At 52.6% G+C, this 20,479-nt stretch carries 3 protein-coding genes; 2 read left to right on the top strand and 1 reads right to left on the bottom strand.

From position 1 onward, the window contains the following. Positions 1-94: 94 nt before the first annotated feature. Positions 95-1,054, bottom strand: coding sequence for an L-lactate dehydrogenase (locus FYJ52_RS02155; protein WP_154575619.1), 960 nt, complete (start codon positions 1,052-1,054; stop codon positions 95-97). A 313-nt stretch (positions 1,055-1,367) separates the two neighbouring features. Here FYJ52_RS02155 and FYJ52_RS02150 point away from each other — a divergent pair, with 313 nt between their 5' ends. Together FYJ52_RS02150 and FYJ52_RS02145 are read left to right on the top strand one after the other, a co-directional pair. Beyond that, positions 1,368-2,048, top strand: coding sequence for a hypothetical protein (locus tag FYJ52_RS02150; protein WP_154575618.1), 681 nt, complete (start codon positions 1,368-1,370; stop codon positions 2,046-2,048). Between the two features lie 206 nt (positions 2,049-2,254). Beyond that, entirely contained in the window at positions 2,255-20,377 is an 18,123-nt protein-coding gene (locus FYJ52_RS02145; protein WP_154575617.1) for an MBG domain-containing protein, read from the top strand. Positions 20,378-20,479 lie beyond the last annotated feature (102 nt).

Here is a 20,479-nt window from a genome sequence, read left to right as displayed (position 1 = left end):
CTCCGATAATAATTAGAGATACGCCGGATACAAATTTGCCTTGATCAGATGGCGATAAAGCGCAGGCAATGTGATGGAACGGCGAAAAAGACAATTAATGGACGATCATCGGGTGCATTGTCAAATTGTGGCGGACGCTTTCGCAGCATTGGTGGAAGGCAGCGCGTTCGTCGTCGGGCAGGGTGTATTCGACGATTTCGATGATGCCGTCGGCGCCGACAATGGCCGGGACGCCGATGAATAACCCCGATTCGCCGTATTCGCCGCAGAGTTCCGTGCTCACGGGGAGGATCGCCTTTTCGTCGTGATAAATGACGTGGACGATGCGCGCCAGCGTGCTGCAAATGCCGTATTCGGTGCAGCCCTTGCCGTGGACAGTTACCCAGGCGTTCTGGACGACCTGTTTGCGAATCGCCTCGCGTTCAAACTGGAAGCGCGGGTCGTGCTGGGCGAGCTCGTTCAGCTTTTTGCCGCCGAAGGTGACTTGCGACCAGGGGACCATGATCGCGTTGCCGTGTTCGCCCATCATACAGCCGTAAATGGAATGGTGGGCGATGCCGGTTTTCCGGTAAAGCACGTTTTTGAGCCGCGCGGAATCGAGACCGGTGCCGGTGCCGAAGACGTGGCCCTTGGGCAGCCCCGACAGCTTGGCGATCCGGTAGGTCACGATGTCGCAGGGATTGGTAATATTGACGATGATGCCGTCAAAGCCGCTGGCCATGACCTTTGGAATGTAGTCGGTCACCTGAGGAATGGTGAACTTCATTTCCTCGAGGCGGTCGTTGTTGGAAGCGGCGAGGATGGCGACGTCGCCGATGGCGTTGACGATGATGTCTACGTCGCCGAGATCGCCGTAATCCGCTACGTTAATTTCCACGGTGTGCGGGCAGTTGGCCACCGCGTCCCGGAGATCTTGGCACTCGCTGACGACTTTGTCGTGATCCGTATCGACGAGAAACAGCTCGTCGACGATGCCCTGGAGCGCGAGAGAATACGCACAGTGGGCGCCGACATGGCCCAGCCCGATAACGGCAACTTTTCGCTTTTTAATCAAAATAATCAGCCTTCTTTCCTTAAAATTGATAGGGTGTTTGCGGATTCACCCAGTGAATTTATACGATTACAACAATATTATAGACCAAATCCCATGCCATAGCGCAAAGAAAGACGGTAAATTTTAAAGCAATACCAGAGATATCTTGCGGGACCAAACGCGTGTTCCGACGAATTTAAACGGAGATGTAGCCGGTATTTCTTTGTACACAAATATGTATTTATAAAAATATTTTGACCATATCGTATCACCATGCTATAATGAAATCGAAAACATCACATTGCAAATAGAAAAAGATAAGGAGGCGAAAGTGATGAAAAAGCAAATGTTGAGCCGGTTGTTTGCCGTGGTGTGTGTGGCGGCGCTGGCCTTTGGGCTGACGGCCTGCGGCAGTGACAAACGAGCCGTTGAATCGGCGGCGAAGACCTTTATGACCTACTGCGACGACGGGGATTTTGCCTCGGCGCAGAAGATGTGTTCGAGTTCAGCAGCGAGTTCATTGGATATCGACCGTATTGACGATACCTTTGAAGACAGGGTTTACTCAGCTTTTTCAAGCGAAGGGATTCAAAAATCAGACTTATCGCCATCCACGCAGAACGCAATTGATGATTTACTAAAATACGTTAAAAAGAGTGTGATCAAATCCTACGAGATCAACGACGATTACGACGACGATACGAAATCGCTGACGGTCAAAGTCACCATGCTCAGTGATTTTGACAGCTCGGCTTACAACACAGCAGTCAGCAATCTTGGCAATACTTATGTCCGCCAGCATCAAAGCGAATTGATGAGCACTTACGCCTCCGGCGGCGAAAAGGCGCTGATGGTTAAGATTCTCGACGGAATTATGCCGGACGCGGTCAAGCAGGCGAAGACCAAGATGGTTGACACCGCAACGACCCAGGATTACACTTGGAAACTGACCTTCGAAAAGAACAGCAGCGGGGATTGGATCGTCAAACGCGCCCAGGAAACCAAAGTAAAATAGGACCGGAACTGCGGGAAAATATAGACAACAAACGAGATCTGAAAAGGTCTCGTTTTTTTGTTCTGGTCCCGCTGAGAGGTGGGCCTGCGGCAGAGAAATAAGGGAAAATTCTGTGTGAGAACGTCTTTGCAAAGTGTACAAACTAGCCCAATAGGTGTATAATATATAACATAATACGACTAAAATTTTCACAGAGGAATCAGTGTATGAAGCGCAAAATTTTCACCTGGCTTTTCGCGGCGATGTTTGTTGCCGGAGCCATTTTTTTCATAAAACCACAGGCTGTTTTTGCAGCGGAAGGCGACGACTCGGCGTCGAGCGCGCCGACAGCAGCAGTGACCCAGACCACCACCACGCCGGCGGCAGTGACGCAGACGTCCAGCACACCGAGCACTGCGACGCGGCAGACCCCTGCGGCGCAGACAGCGTCCGCTCAGACGGCTGAGACCGTCACCACAGCACAATCTTCGGACGCGGCCGCCACAACAGAAAAGACGGCGGAACCATCAGCGTCCACGACGACGGAAAGCACGTCGGAACAAACTGATTCGGCCTCAAACGATGCGTCAACACAGGCGAACACGCAGCAGAATGCAGCAGTCGAAGACAACACGGCGCAATCGGGCGGCACCCAGTCGAGCACGCAGACAGCTGCCACCACGAACGCCGATGGGCAGTCCGCGGCCGTCGAAAAGGGAACAATTGCCGCGCCGACCGACCTGAAGTGGAACGGCAGCCAGATGATCTGGACCGCGCCGGGCATCACCACAACAGGCGGCACCGTCGACAGCGGTGCGGTTACAGGGTACACCCTTTATGTTTATAAAGGCAAAACGCTGGTTTTCACGACTTCTACAGATGCGACCCATTACGATAATTTCGCCAACAATATCATAGGCGATGACGACAAGGGCAGCGGCCGCTACACCTTTACCGTTCAGGCGCTGACGGCTAAAGACAATGCCTATTACAATCAGGAAGGCGCAGTTTCCACTGAGAGCGGCGCCTATGTCGTGCCTCTGGTCACAGTTACCGGAGACAACGGCATCGCGTCGACAACGCCGGGCGATTCTTTCCTGCTTTTGCCGGGCAACGCCGATCACAGTCATGCCACTGTCACGGCAACGGTCCAAGACGGCTACCAATTTGCCGGATGGACCGGAACCGGCGTGACCTTTGATGACGCCAGCAAGTCGAGTACGACGGTGACGATTAACGCTGGCTACGACGGCGACACGGCCTTAACCATTACGGCCACATCCAGGGACAGCGCCCCACCGGTCATTTCTTCTTTCACAGGTCAAGATCACAGTGCGTTAACCGCGACGGCCACTGACGGCCAAACGGGAATTGTCCGCTACGCCTTCACGACAAAATCAAATCAAAACGATTTGACAGACAGCGACTGGACAGCCGTCGAAAATTCTGCGGCCAGAACGAAGACGTTCATTTACAATTTATCCGCCGGCGGCACTTATTATTTCTACGCTCAGGACGGCAGCGGCAATATCGCTAAGAGCGATGCGCTTGACGTCACGAAGATCACCTACAAAAATTACACGAAACCGAATGACGCCGCCGATCGTATCGAATATTTAATCGGCAGCGAAACTTATATTTTGTCAGAACCGGCATACCACGCGTATGATTTCAATGGCTGGTACTTAAATTCAGATTTTTCGGGTGACACCCAGACTAAAATCACAGCACATCAAGATCAGGGTTATATCCTCTACGGAAAATGGACGGCGAAGACCATTTCTAAATCTGAACTTCAACTTTCCAATATTACCAAAGTTTACGACGGGCAGAGCAGCAGTCTGGCGGTTAACCCGACAAACACTGGAAATCTTTCTTACCAATGGTTCAAAGGCGACAAAGCGATCGAAAACGCTACGAGCAAAACGTTGTCCGTTGAAAATGTGGCCGACAGCGGCACCTACCACGTGGCCGTGACGCTGAAAGACGACGAAGGCAATGTGGTCGCCACAGCAACGAGCGATCCGGTGACAGTCACCATTTCAAAGCGTCCGGTGATCGTGGAAGCCCAAAATCAGACACTCACCTACGGAGCTGAACGAGTTTCTTCCTATTTATATATATACGAAAAGGTTCCTGGCGATGACAATTCCGGTCTGATAACAGGGGACGAAAACCAAATTACAGTCGGCACCCTTTCGTGTGAATATCAAAAAGGCAATGCAGCCGGCAGATATGATATTGCTGTCAGGGGCTTTACATCAGCTAATTATGATATCAAGATGACGCCGGGCACCTTGACAGTCAATCCGAAATCGGCAGATGCTGTCACGGCAGCGCTTGAAAAAGATGCTTATGTTTATATTGGATCGGAAATCAAGCCAGCCGTTACCGTCACAGACGGCAGCACGACTTTGAAAGCGGGCACCGATTATACCGTTGAATACACCAACAACATTGACGTCGGTAAAGCGACCGCCACGGTGAAATTCCAGGGCAACTATACTGGAACAAAAACGCTCTTATTTAATATTACGAAAGCCGATTTTGATTCGAAAGTTTCGATCAATGGCTGGACCTATGGCAATACAGCGAGCACGCCGACGGTCGACGCTAATCCAGGCGGCGGCACCGTGACCTATTACTACGCCAAGGCAGATTCCAAAAATTACACGACGGCGCAGCCGAGCCAGGCCGGCGATTATCAAGTCTACGCCGTCATCGCCGCGACGGACAATTACAACAGCGTCACGACAGCGGCACAGAAATTCACGATTGCCAAAAGAACGATCACGATCAAGGCGGCGGATGCCACCTTTGAATACGACGGCGCGGCCCACTCAGCCAACGCCTGGTCTTACATCAATGGGACGTTCGCCTCGGGCGAAGGCTTCTTCGCCGTTACGGTAAAAGGCACGGCGACAGATGTGACGGGGAATGCCGGCGTGGCGAACGTCATCACCTACACCTTAACGAGCGCCACCGACGCAGACAATTACGCCATCGATGCTCAAAACGGCAAAATCGTCATCACGCCGGCGAATCTAACCGTGCCGGCGCAGCCGGTCTGGAGCGCCGAAGCGCCGGGGTCCGCCGCTTGGATTGCGGTCGCGAAGAAAGATCTGACGGTGGCCTACAAACTGACGCTCTACGCCTTCGACGGCACTACCTACACGCCAATCGGCGATCCGGTCATGGTCAGCGGCACGTCTTATGATTTCTCAAGGGCGATCCGCGAATACGCAGCTGCGGCTGCCAAAGAAGGCAAAGCCTACCGCTACGCCTTTACGATTCTGTCAATCTCCTCGGGGGGCATGAATCGAGACAACTACGCGAACAGCCCAGTCTCAGAAAAATTCGGCAATCTGCTCACGGCGGCGGTGACCCTCACACCCAACGAGCATCTTTCGAGCCTGACGATCGGCGGTCAGAATGCAGGCACCTATATTCTCCTTCAAGGTGAACGCGCTGCGATCGGAGCTAAGGCCAACGAAGGCTGGAAATTTTCAGATTCGGCTTTCACTGCAGATTCGGGCCTCAGTCTGAGCGAAGGGGCAGTGACCGACACACTCATCCACGATAATTTTGCGGCGGTTCACAGCACCTCCGCGGTCATCACCATGCGGGCCGATGCGGCGACGTCGGCGATCGGTCAGACCGTCCGCGTCAATACAGAAGACGACGTGCCGTGGATCACGACCTTTACCGCTGACAATACGGCCGATCTCAAAAACGTCACCTTCCGTTTCAACATGGGCGACGCCAACGGCTTGGCAGCGTGGGCGCTGACGACATCCAAAGATGCGCCGGAAAAAGACGCGGACGTTTGGCAGAACCTTTCGGGAACCCCAACGACGTACGAAGGCAGCACATCGGCGAGCGCGGCCGGGAAATATTATCTTTACGCCAAAGATACGAGCGGTCACATTGTCACCGCGTCGACGGTTGTGATGAATGGCGCCGTCCCCACCTACACGAAGAAGGGCATCAACGTTTATGCGCTGACCCTGAAGAGCGGCACCGGCGCCGATCACACCTTGTACAAAATCGAAAACACGACGGTGACCCTGCCGGCGCTCACAACGCTGGGATTTGCCAAGACCGGTTACGCCTTCCAGAACTGGTACGGCGCGACCGGGATCTACCAAGACCAGGGCGGCTACGCAGCCAACGCCAACGATACCCTCACCGCTCACTGGACGAACGAACATTTCGATGTACAGGTTAAGTATTTTTACATGGGGACAGATGGCAATTATTCAGCCACGCCAAGCGCTACCGTGTCCTACAATGTGCTTTACGGCACAAAACTCAACACGACGGACGATCAAGTGAAAAGAGATCAGGTCGGTTTCACCCGAGACGATGTCAGATCGAGTTCGGTCACGGTCACCAGTGCGGGCCAATATTTGAACGTCTACTACAAGCGCAATCAGTACACGATCACCAAGACGTACACAGCGCCTGGCGAAACCAAAGCGACGAATGAAAGCCAGATATTTTACTACGGTGCGGATGTCAGCGGCTTTTTGAAATCCAAACCTTCCTCCGCTGGCTACACCTTCGTCGGCTGGACCTTTGAAGGTTCGGGGGGCCAGCCAGCCACCATGCCGGCCTACGATGTCAGCGCCAGCGGCACCTTCGAAGCCCAGCCGGCCACCTATCACATTGTGAGCTACACCCAGGATTTGAAAGCGGATGGTACACCTGCTGAGACGTATACTGAAAATTCGTCGCGCGACGTCATGACGGTGAACGGCGCGGCCATCACCTTTGGCAAGGCAGATGCCGCGGCGATCGAAGGCTTCACCTACGCCGGTGCGGCGGTCACCACCGGCAGCGGCTCGGCTACTAAACCGGCTGACGTTTCCGAAGAAGTCACAGCCGCGGCAAAGACCGCCAATTCGGAAACGGATCAAAGCAACGAAGTTTACATCAATGTCTACTATATGAGAAACGCGTACACGCTGACACAGAACGTCTGGAAGGGCGAAGTCGGCGGTCATCCACTGAGAGCGAAGACCTGGACATTGTACTACGGCGCGCCGATCACAGCGGCCACCTACGCGGATGATGATTTGGCGAGCATCGCGCCCAGCGGCTACACCCTCGCGTCCTACGTGGGCTGGAGCACGAACACCCCGCCGACGGCCATGCCGGCCGGGAACGTCACCTGCACGAGACAATACGTCTCCAACGTCGAAGGCCAGTATCAGGTTGAGGTTTACATCGAAGGCGACACCGCTAACACTTACACCAAACAGACCTACAACTACACCGGCAATGTCGGCGCGACGGTCACCATTGGCGAAGGCGACACCGATACCATAAATTACACCAACTTGTCGTCGAGCATCCCGTACTTTAAGTACCTACAGTACAAAACTGTTACAGATCAAGATATCGCGGATGGCAAAGTCCAAGGCGCGTCCGGCGTCACAGTGCTTCCGACAGTGACCCGCGCGGCGGTCACCAACACCAATGACGGCGAGACCCCGGTGGTCCTGCGGATCTACTTCGAACGCCAGCCGATCACCGCGACCATTCACTATTACTACAATGTGGACGGCAATAATATAGAAGTGGCCACCGTGACGAAAACCCAGAAATGGGGAGCGAATTCCAGCTTCGATTACGAAGCCCTCGCTTTGTTTGACACGGTGTCCGGCGGCAAGTGGAAAGGCTCGATCGATTCGGACCTAAACATCATTGCTCAAGTGGATGGCAGCAATCCCGACGTTTACGATTTTAGAAACAACGGCTACGTGGTCAGCTACACTGCGTCTTACGATTTGAACGACACGCATTATTACAACAGCTACCGCTACGACAGCGAAGCGTCGTTAACTGGCGATGACATCGGCGCGGAAAAACGCATCATGGGCTACGCCAACAATATCGTCGACGTGTATTACACCAAGCCCGACCCGACCAAGCAGTTTTATCTGGATGTGGTGTACAACAGCGGGGCATATCCTGGACTCGCTCACGGGGAAAACAAAGATGTCCCGGTGACGTATACTTACAACGGCAAGACTTATCAGCTGCGTTACCAGAATGAAGCGGCTTTTTATAAAGACACGAAATATGCTCCGGATACAGCACACACGAATTATCCGGGGCTGAACAACCTCAATTTAAACAACGGGGATAGTTCCGCAACGACGGGTAAATATATTTATTCGACGTCCAATGTCAAAGACGGCTATACGCGCATCGAAATCGGCGGGACAACCTATTTTATCAGCGGAGATTATCTCTACATTCCGTTAACGGCCAACAACTATTTCTTAAACAACCTGACCAGCGTGGTCATCGGCAAGAGCGATTCCGATTATACAGTGAACGCAGATGAATTGGCCCATACCGATATCACGAACTTCTTAACTACTTACCGCAACACATACGCAAGCGAAGCCCAAGCCAAAGGCGCCCACGTCTATTATCACGCCTGGGGCTCGGACATTGTCAAAGGCAACGATGTGCTGCTCGTGACTTTTGAAGATGCGCGGATCGTGCACCTGCATTATATTGTCAACGGCACCAGCAGCTACCAGCAGGAATACGCTCAGGGCGGTACGGTCACAGATTTTTCTGGGGGCAAACAAAACTATCCGGAAAAGGCCGGTTACGATTTGGTCTGGTACACCGACCCCGCTTGCACGGTTAAGGCGACGAGCCTCACGATGGACACAGACCGCAACGTCTACGGTCAGTACGAAAAGAACGATCTTTATAATACCGTATACGCTTATTATGAACTGGCGAACGACGTGACGAAGAACGGCACAACCTATCATTACATCACGGAAAAGGATCTTGACGCCTTTAAAGACGACGCGGCCCTTGCCTCTTCAACTGAAAACGGTGTGACTACGTGGACGTACAACGGCCAAGTCGTCATGGTCCAAAAAACCCAGACGTCTTTATCCTTTGCGACGGTATCAATGAAGGCGGATGATTATCAGAAGGACGACTTCACCTTCGACGACGCCAACGCCGACAACCGCCTGACGGGCTACGCTGAATCATCACCGGTGACGCTGCGCGCGTATTTCAAGCGCAACCAGTACGAGGTGACCGTCGACGAAAACAAGGAACACGCCAACGCCGTAACCGATAAACACCGCGTCGGCGAAACGATTCAGTTAAGTACGCCGTCACGGAATGGCTACACCTTCACGGGGTGGAAGCTGACACAGGTTACCGGCAGCGGTGATGCGGAATGGCAGACGCTCACAGATAAAACCAGCTTCACAATGCCCAACACCCATATCAAGGCGGTCGCGCAGTGGAGCCCGGCGGCGTTTACCCAGAATATCGTGCATTATTATCAGAACCCGGTTACGCTGACCTACAATCAGGCGGAAGTGGCGGCGATGATGGCGGCGACGACGAGTACAGACGTGACGATTCACTACAACGGCACGGCGTACACCGGCAAGCTTTACGCCAACGGCGGCGTGACCTTTGAAATCGGCGGCACGACCTATTATATCGCCACGCCCACGAAGAGCTCGGAGACGAGTTATTCGGCGAGTCCAAAAGACCTTTCGGCGATTGCGGTTCCGGTGAGCGTCACGCAGGACACAGCAGTCAAAGTGTCTGATAACAAAAACGACGTCGACCATTACAACTTTGCCAGCGCGGTCTATCAGTACGAAGACACGCTGACCCAGCTCGGTGCGAAAGATCAGTACACGAACAAATACGGGATGTCTCTTTCGTATTTCTATACGCTGCAGACCGGCCTTAAGGTCGTGCTCCAGGTGATCGACGATCAAGGCACGGACAATCCGACCTGCACCCTCACCGGCGCGGGCCAAAACGATCATTACGGCCAGTCGGTTTCGATTTCAGCGGTACCTGGCGCGGGCTACACCTTCGTCGGCTGGTATAAGGCTTCGGATGTCTTGGGCAGCGATGGGAAGCTCATTCAAGACTACAAGAAAAAAACTGCAGTTTCGAAGGATCCAAGCTTTACCCAGACCCTCGAAGGCGATTGCGATTACGTCGCGGTCGTCTCGGCGCTCGACGTGGCCCAGCCGACTTTGACCGTCGGCGGGACAACGGAATTGACCTACGGTTACGAAGCGGGACAGGATAATGCGGTCTCCGTACAGGCGGCCTTTGCCGACGGCACGAACACCGACGACGTCAATTACATTGCCAGCTATCAATGGTACCGGGAAATGAATGGAAAACGTGTGGCCATTAACGGCGCAACCGCGGCGACTTATCTGATTCCGGAAGGCTTAGACGCCGGCACCTACATCTACACCTGCGACATCACCGTCGCGCGGCGCGACAACGGCCGAATCCAGACTTACACAAGTTCGGCGCACACGTTAACGATTAACCCAGCGGACATGAGCGTCACGGTCAACGCCGAAAATCCGGTCATCACTTACGACGGCCAGGCTCACAGCTCGGGCGTTTCTGTCAATAAGCCGGCGGACGATAAGCTTTACACGGTCTACTATAGTAATGAAGAAATCACGGCGGATAATCTTGCCGATTTAATTGCAAGGGGCGCCGCGACAACGACGGCTCCGGAATACACGAACGTCAAAGTTGAAACCGACGCGAACGGAAAGGTGAGCATCGGCGGCGCTTACACGACGTATTATTACGTCAAATACATCGGTGCCGGCGACGCCAATCACAATTATCAGGACGCGAGCGGTTCCACGACGCTGACGATTGTACCAAAGCACGTCACGCTGAAAGCCGGTTCGGTCGTCTACCACAAGACCTACGACGGCGAGACAACGGTGAGCGGCACAGCGACGGATTCAAATTCCGATCTCGGCAAACTGGTCCACGGCAAGGATATCTACACCATTGTCGGGATGGCCAACACCGACACCGACAAAGGCTACGTCATCGACTGCTCCGCGGATTTCAACAGCATCCACCAGAGCGAAGCCAATGCCATCACGATCAGCCGCATGAAGGTCATCAACGGGGATAATCAAGGCACCACGAATTACAACTATGTCTTTGCCGACGACTACACGATCACCATCTCGGGCTACATCGACCGTCTGCCGTTGACGCTTCAATGGGGCGGCACAGAATTTACGTACGACGGCCAATCCCACCAGCCGACGGCTCAGATCAGCTCGACGATTCCGGCCCACGACAGCGATCACCTCAGCGTAACCGTATCCGGTGCGCAGATTAATCGCGGTACGTACAATGCGTCGGCGACCGTTTCTTCAACGGATGCCGAAACTTACATCACGGACTTCTCGCTCTCCAACGGCGGTCAGAACTTTACGATCGCCCGGCGAGCAATTACGGTAAAAATGGATGATGGGTCTGCAACATATGACGGGAACCCTCACGGGCCGACAACGTACACCATTACTGAAGGTACTTTGCCAACGGACTATGTTGTTACAGCAGAATCGAGCAAACAGTACACAAATGCCGGAACGTACACGGACATCAAGCCCACTAATGTAAGAATTCACAACACTCAGGGCGAAGATGTCACGGACAACTTTGCGGTCACGTCCGGGAATGGCAGCTTCACGATTCAGCCGAAGAGCGTCAAAGTCAGCGGCATCACCGCTTCTGACAAAAATTACGACGGCAATACGAAAGCCGACCTCGATATTTCCCAGGCAATATTTGATGGCATTGTGGAAGGCGATCAGCTGAGTTTGGATCCTAAGAAAGTTACCGGTGCCTTTGAAAACGCCAACGCTGGAAATGACAAGAAGGTTGACCTTAACATCGACAGCCATGCCCTAACAGGCGCTTCTGCGGCAAATTATGTTTTAGCCACGGACAATCAAAGTACAACTACTGCGACGATTAATAAGCTCGTGATTACCGTCACGCCGGATGATCAGACGATCATTTACGGCGAAACGCCAGGTTTTAGCGTTGCGTATTCAGGTTTCCTCGACGGCGAAACAGACAATGTTATTTCCTACAAAGATCAAATCATTTATACCGTCGGAAAAAATACGGCATCTGCGGATGATTACGCGTCGACACTATCGGTCGGGAATTACACGATCTTTGTCAATACGAATGGCCTTTCCGCAGACAACTACACGTTTACACCTGGCACCGGCACGCTGACGATTGATAGACGGCCGATCGCGGTTACTGCGGCAGATGGGGCGAACGTCACGAAAACTTACGACGGCACGACAACTGCGGATGTTCAGAACAGCGACTACGCCTTCACCGCCGTCGCGGGCAACAGCGCCTCCGGTATTGTGAATAACGACAATGTGACCCTGCGCTACTCCGCGGCTTACGACTCAAAAGATGTCGGCACACCTGCTGTGCACATGACAGGTCTTTCCATCGATAACGGCAATTACATATTGGCGACGAACGCCTTTGATATCGCCGGGACCATTAAGCCGAGGACATTAACGGTCACAGCTGACAACAAGACGATCACTTACGGAGAAAATGCACCGGCTTATACGGCCACATACGCCGGTTTTGTTCATGACGAAACTGCCAGCGCGCTTGGCGGCACATTGGCCTTTACCTGCGATTACGACACGAACGTTGCGACCAAACGCAATGCCGGAACGTACACGATCACGCCATCTGGATTGACATCAGGGAATTACACCATTTCGTTCATCTCTGGCATCCTGACGGTTAATAAGAAAGAAATTACGATTACGGCAAATAATCTGACCGGCATTTATGGCAATCCCTATGCACCAAACTTTGGGTACACCTATTCTGGTCTTGTTTACGACGAAAATTACGTCGATGTTGTCAACGGCACCGTCCTTTACACGACGAACAACTTCGAGACAACAGACGTCACCGTAAATGGAAAAACAACGAAGGTCATTTCTTCAACGGCTGGCGTGTATACGATCACCCCTAATGTGAGCGGATTAAGTGCCCAAAATTATTCGTTCGTAGCTGCCAATGGCACCTTTACGATTAATAAGTACGGATTGAATATTTCGGGCATTGTCGTCAAAGACAAAGTCTACGACGGCACAACAAATGTCGACGGTTCACAATTCGATTATAAAAATGTGAAGTACGACGGGCTGCTCGCCATCGATCAGGCCTACATCGATGCGCATCACGACGACGCCATCACGGCAGGCGGGGTATATGCGGACTCGGCAAACGTTGACAAAAATAAAACTGTGAACTTGAAGATCACTCTTTTGGAGTATCTCTCACAGAGATGCTACGTTTTGCAAGACGATAAGTCGCAGAAAACCGCGACGTCTTCGATCACAAAGCGGCCGGTGCTCATCACGGCGGACAGCAAGACTATTCAGTACGGCGAAGACGCGCCTCAATTGACCGTGACCTATTCTCAGACCAAGGACGCGAACGGCAAGGTTGTCGCGGCTTCCGGTTTGGTCGCCGGTGAAACGGCGGGCAAAGCGAACGTCACGTTAAGCACGACCTACGTCAAATACGATGATGTGAGAAGCTATAGGATTACAGTGGACGGCTTCACAAAGACAACAGGTTCAGCCGATCCGCATAACTATGTCCCGAACTACACACAGGGCACCTTAACTGTTAAATCCAATCAGCTGACCGCGCCGCAGCCGACATGGGACGCCACGGTCCCGGACAAGGTGACGTGGAACGCAGTCAGCGGGATCGGCAAGGTGGACGTTCAGGGTTATACCCTTACCCTTTACAGAAACGGTGAAGCCGTAGTCGGTTCCACCCGAACGGTTGCGGCTGCAGGCTCCCTTGAAATGAACTACAGTGATTTGATTCACAAAACAGGCGCAGGGACATACACCATTAAAATCAAAGCGAACGCGTCGACAGAAAACAACGCAGATCAAAAGAATGTGACAGACAGTGACGAAGGCGAATCAGGTGAATTGTACGCGGCAAATGTTACGTTCCAATTTGCAAGCGATGCGATCACACAGGCGGGCAAAGGCGATACGATTTCGATCGGCGGTCAGCCGACTTACACGATGCTCGCCGGTGAAACGGGTGTTGCGATCAATGCGGCGCTCAAGAACGCGACAGGGTATACGGTGCAATCCGTGACCTCAGACAAGAGTGTGGTGACCATCGCTGACAGCACAGATACCGCAAGAACAGACGCGTCTTACGCGAGCACAGTCTCGATGGACGCGGGATTAAAGACCGCGGGTCCGGTCACCGTTAGTATCGCCTTGTCTGCGCGCCCGGCGACCCTAAGTGTCACCGTGACACCGCGTCCGGGAACTGGCCAGGCAAAGGCGACCTATGGTTATTCGGAAACGGATGCGCCGAGCTTCACTGCGACAGTGAATGTGGACTCCTCCGGTGATAATATCGGGACAGGTGACTATACCTACACTTACCGCTGGGATTATCGGATCGGCGCAAAGGATGTTCACGAAGGGACAGCGTTCACGTCATCCAATACTTGGAAACTGCCGACGGGGTTAGCGGCGAATGCATCACGGACGTATTACACGGTGCGCTGTATCGTCACGGCGAAGAGAAACGACAACGGTCAAACCACGACAACCGTAGAAAGCTGGGACGCGGTGTCTTACGTCACCAACGTGACGATCACGGCACGTTCGATCACAAATACAGACTTTACTATTAGTAAAATTGACAACGTGATCTACAACGGCTCAGCTCACACGCCGGAACCGGCGGTAACGGACACCGGTAGAAATGTGGCGTTGGTCGAAGGCACAGACTTTACCTACAGCTACAGCAATAATGTCGATGCTGGCACCGCAACGGTGATCATCACGGGCAAAGGCAATTACGCGGATAAGATCACAAGAACGTTCACGATTAATCCGAGACACGTCAGCTTCAGCGGTAATTCACACGAGATTACATATGACGGAACAAATCATAGCTATTCTGATATCACAGAAGGCGGACAGAATTATGAAGCAAAGGACGCCAACAGCGGTTTGGTATCCGGGCATACAAGCAACGTGGAATACCATGTGACTGGAACAGAAGCTGGAAATCATTCGGGTTCGATTACGCCTTCGGCAGACATTGTCATTAGAGACGCAAATAAAGTTGACGTTACAAAGAATTATGTTGTCGAATCAAGAGCGGGAAGTTTAATCATTAATCAGTCATTGGCTGATTGGAAAATTTTTTTGACGGACAATACGTACATTTATGACGGCACAGCGCATCATATGATCAACGCGCCGACGACCGATCCGAACGCGAACGGCGCGAAGACCGGCACGACCACGTACACCTATTCGACTGAGCTCAATGGCAATTACGTCAGTGATTTGACATCACTCACAAGAACGAATGCTGGTTCGACAACGATTTACGTGAAAGCCACCAACCCGAATTACAGCAAGACAGCGACAACGCAGGCCGATTTGATCATTGACAAAAGAGCAATCAGTTTCGACGGCCATTCAATCGATGAAAACGTCACATATGATGGCGCAGAACATGGCACGACAGCATTCACAATTGGCGGCAAAGATTATGCGGCAAAAGATGACACGAACGGCCTTGCGGCAGGCCACAAGAGTAATGTGACCTACAGCCTTAAAGGCACAGATGTCGGCGATTATACAGGGAAAATCACTTCTGGAAATATTGTCATCACCGATGCAAAGGGCCAGAATGTCACAGACAATTACGCGATTCAGTTACGTCTTGGAACGATGAAGATTGTTGAGACAAATGCAGCCTGGACCATCGCCCTTGACAATGATACCGTCACCTATGACGGTACGGCGCACTACAACACAAAGGCTGTCGCGTCGCAGGCATTAAGCGGAGAAACGCGCTATGAGTATTCGCTTGACGGCGTGACTTATTACGATGATTTAACATCATTGACAAAGGTCAACGCGGGCACGTACACGATTGACGTCAAAGCGACGAATCCGAACTACAGCAAACCCGCCACAACGACTGCAACGCTGACGATTAATCCCAAACCGGTCACCATAACTTGGACAGGCGATGCCTTTGTCTACGACGGCACAACCAAATTGGTTACGGCTGAAGTCAGCAACAAAGCGAAAGATGATGATACCTTTACGCTTGGCTACGGCGGCACCCGCGAAGCGAGCGCAGTCGGCAGCTATTCAGCAAAGGTCACGTCACTTGGCAACGACAATTACACGTTAGACGGCGCGACGGGGATCGATCACAATTGGTCCATCGGTTATCTGGCGACAGACGCGTCGGCGACGGTATCCGGTACGATGGGCAAAAATGACTGGTATGTCGGCAGAGACACCAAGCTGAACGCGCCGGCGGGTTATCAAATTTCCCGCGGCGAAAGCGATTGGACGAGCTCCATCTGCTATCCCAAGGACGGACAGTACACGGATGTTCAGTACAAACTGAAGAACATCCAAACCGGACAGATCACTGATTTCAAGACGGTTTCCTTCAAGGTCGATCAGTCTCAGCCGACGGGCACAATCCGCGATGGATCGAAGGACATCACCGATATCGATTCAAAAATCGCGTATCATTACATTTATCCGGATCAAGTGACTTTAACGATTGTGGCTAACGATCAGGAAAATTTGAGCGGCGTTGACACGATCGCCTATCAAGTTGTCACAAAGGGTCAGACTTTCGATCCGAACGGCACATGGCAGACCTACACGAACGCGTTTAATATCGCGGCGAATACAGAAGCCGTGGTCTACGCGAAGATCACCGACAAGGCCGGCAACGTATCGATCATCCATACGGATGGGCTGGTCGTCTACACCAACGCCACGGACAAAGATAATATCAACTACACCTTGACGACTGGCCAAGACCAGATATCGGGCATCGCTTTGAACGGCAATACCGTGAAAACCGTTAAGCTTGGCGACACGACGCTTACAGAAGGCGAAGATTATCGCGTTGAAAATCATAAGCTGATAATTGACGGCGATTACCTTGAAACCTTGAGCGCAGGCGACCATAACTTAATCGTCAGCTGGAATCCGTTAGGCGAAACCGGTGAAACCAACGGCACGCTGCCAAACAACTCGACGATCACCGTTCACGTTTTGAAACATGAAGGGCAAGTTACCGATATCCAGAATCTTACCAAGACCTACGACGGCAGCGCGGTCGGCCATCCGACGTATACGAGCAAATCGACAGGCAACGCGACTTATCTTTACAAGAAAGCCGCAGACCCAGACGATGCTTATTCGATAACATCGCCGACAGACGCTGGCGATTACATCGTTAAAGTCATCGTTGGAACAGACAGCAAATACGAGGAAACCAGCGGCACGCAGACCTTTACGATCAATAGGCGTAAAGTCACCTTCACAGGTGTTTCGGATACGATCACTTATGATGGCAAGACGCATACCTATACGCAAGTGAACGCCAATGACGGCGGACTGGTCAGCGGACATCAGTACAGAGTTGACTACAAGCTCGAAGGCAAAAACGTGGGAACTTATACCGGCGACATTGCGGACAAGACGAAAGTCACAATTCTGTCTGGCAGTGACGATGTAACGCAAAACTACGACATCACGACAACTAACGGCCAGCTCATCATCAAGAAATCAGATGACGCTTGGACCATCAGCCTGGGCGATTCGACGCATACATACGACGGACAGCCTCACGCGATGAATACGACGCCCTCGGTCTCGGATCTCAATGGGACAACGACTTATTGGTATTCGTTCGATGAAGGCGAAGGCTACGTGAACGATCTGAGCGATCTGACCAAGGACGAAGCTGGCGATTACATCATTTATGTGAAGGCCGACAACACCAATTACAACACGACAGCCAAGACGAAGGCGCATTTGATCATCAATCCGAGCGATGCAAACTGGACCATCGCCCTTGACAATGATACCGTCACCTATGACGGCACGGCGCATTACAACACAAAGGCTGCCGCGTCGCAGGCATTAAGCGGAGAAACGCGCTATGAGTATTCGTTTGACGGCGTGACTTATTACGATGATTTAACATCATTGACAAAGGTCAACGCGGGCACGTACACGATTGACGTCAAAGCGACGAATCCGAACTACAGTAAGACAGCAACAACGCAAGCCGATTTGATTATTGACAAGCGGCCGGTGACCTTTACCGGTGTTTCAGATACGGTCACTTACGATGGACAAAATCATGCTTACACGCAGGTGAACGCCAATGACGGCGGGTTAGTCAGCGGACATCAATACACTGTTGGCTATACGCTCGAAGGTAAAAATGCGGGCACCTATATCGGCGGCATCGCGGACAAGACGCAGGTCACGATTCGATCCGGCAGTGACGACGTGACAGCCAACTACGACATCACGACAACACCGGGTACGCTGACGATCAACAAGACCGATGCACAATGGCGTGTCGATCTGCCTGACGATACCGTCACCTATGACGGCACAGCCCATCACAATACGAAGACGGCTAAGATCAATTCATTAGACGGCACGACGGTGCAGTATTCGTTTAATAAGGACAGCGGCTACGTCGATGACTTGTGCGATCTGACACAGACCGACGCGGGGACGTACACGATTTACGTGAAAGCCACGAACCCGAACTACACGACGTCTGAAAAAACGACAACCGCGGCGCTCACCATCAATAAGCGGCCGATCACCTTCACCGGTGAATCCGCAGAAATCACCTACGATGGTAATCCTCATACTTATACAAAGGTTACCATCGGCAGTGACGGACTGGCGTCAGGCCACACGAGCAATCTGACCTACAGCCTTGCAGGAAAAGATGCCGGCCATTATTCAGGAACACTGACACAGGACATCCACATTACCGACGGGGATAACAACGATGTAACGAAGAACTACGACATCACGGCACATAACGGCACCTTGATCATCGCGGCACGCCCGATCGCGGATTATCCGGACTTTACGGTCGGTGAAATCGCTGAGGTAACCTACGACGGTTCAGCGCACACACCCGAACCGGCGGTAACGGACACCGGCAGGGCAGACCGCAATCATGTGGTGCTGGTTAAAGACACCGACTTAACCTACCATTACAGCAACAATGTGGATGCCGGCACCGCGACGGTAACCATTACAGGCAGAGGCAACTACACCGGGACGATCGACAGAACGTTCACCATCAACAAGCGCCCGGTTAGCTTCACCGGCAAATCCTACACCCTTACTTACGACGGAAAGGCGCACCGATACGACGGCATCACCGTCGACGGTTTGCTCGATGGCCAGACAAGCGACGTCCGCTACAGTGTTTCCGGCACCAATGCCGGCACCTACGGCGGCGCGATCACGAAGGCCGAAGACATCAAGATCACGGACGGAAACAAAGACGTAACGGCCAATTACGCAGTCACATCGGCAGCCGGAAAACTCACGATTGACAAGAAAGACATCGCAAAGGCAGACGTGACCCTGGGCGAACTCGTGAAATTCAACAACCAGGCATTGACCCAGAAGATTCGGTCGGTTGTGGTCGACGGATTGACCGTGACCTACACCGTCGTCGGCGATACCGCAAGCCAGCCTGGCGTTTACACGCTCACTTTGACGGGTACCGGCAATTTCACCGGCACCTGCACAAAACCATGGGTGCTCACGGCGGATCAGAACGGCCAGACAGGCGATGTGGAAGGCAATGTCAACGTTGACGTTCATCTCAAGAACGAAGCGCCGAAGACGGACCTCATCACGAGCAAGGCGTCAGTCATTCAAATCACGGCGGACGCCAATGAAATGTCAGCGGTGGCGGACGGCGCGGTCCTGGATATCTGGCTTGAAAATACCGATATTTCAGACACCATCAGCCGTACGTCGAAGGATGCGTTCGAAAAGAAAGCGCCTGACCTTATCGTTGGCGCTTATGTGGACATCAGCCTGTACAAACAATTATTCGTCAAGGACCAGGCGCAGGCCAAAACACAGCTGCACAACGTGGCGCGGCCGATCCGGATCACGATGAAGCTTCCGAAGCGCCTCATCAACAACGATGCGAATTACAGACGCAGCTACAAGCTGTTCAGACTTCACGACGGCGTGGTTGAAATGATCCCGGTGGACTACAACGCCCAGGATCAGACTTTGACCTTCTCAAGCGATAAATTCTCGGAATACGCGATCGTTTACGCGGACGCCTATATCGGGAAATCCGCAGCGGACAAGGACAACCGGAACCATGCCGCCCGAATGATATGCCGAACGGCGTCAGCGAGAGGCCATCGGCAGCAGAACTTATCTGTCGGCAGCGCTGCACAGGTTCAGGCAGCAGGCGCTCAGTCCAATGGCGCGGCCTACAGGTCAGGGAGCCCGAAAACCGGGGACGATCAGACGATCGCGCTCTGGCTCATCCTGATGCTGGTCTCGTGCTTTGGCATGGGCGCGGTAATGAAAAGCCGTGGAAAGAACGGGTGAAAAAAACGGACAAAAAGACGATTTAGAAAAGCATCTAGAAAATGAAGTGTCCATTTTGGACTTGGCGTTGAAACGCAAACGAGGCTCTGAGAAAAACGCAGA

Origin of the sequence: Pseudoramibacter porci (genome assembly GCF_009696145.1) — a bacterium.
GTDB lineage: Bacteria > Bacillota > Clostridia > Eubacteriales > Eubacteriaceae > Pseudoramibacter > Pseudoramibacter porci.
This window is presented reverse-complemented; position numbering and strand designations above follow the sequence as displayed.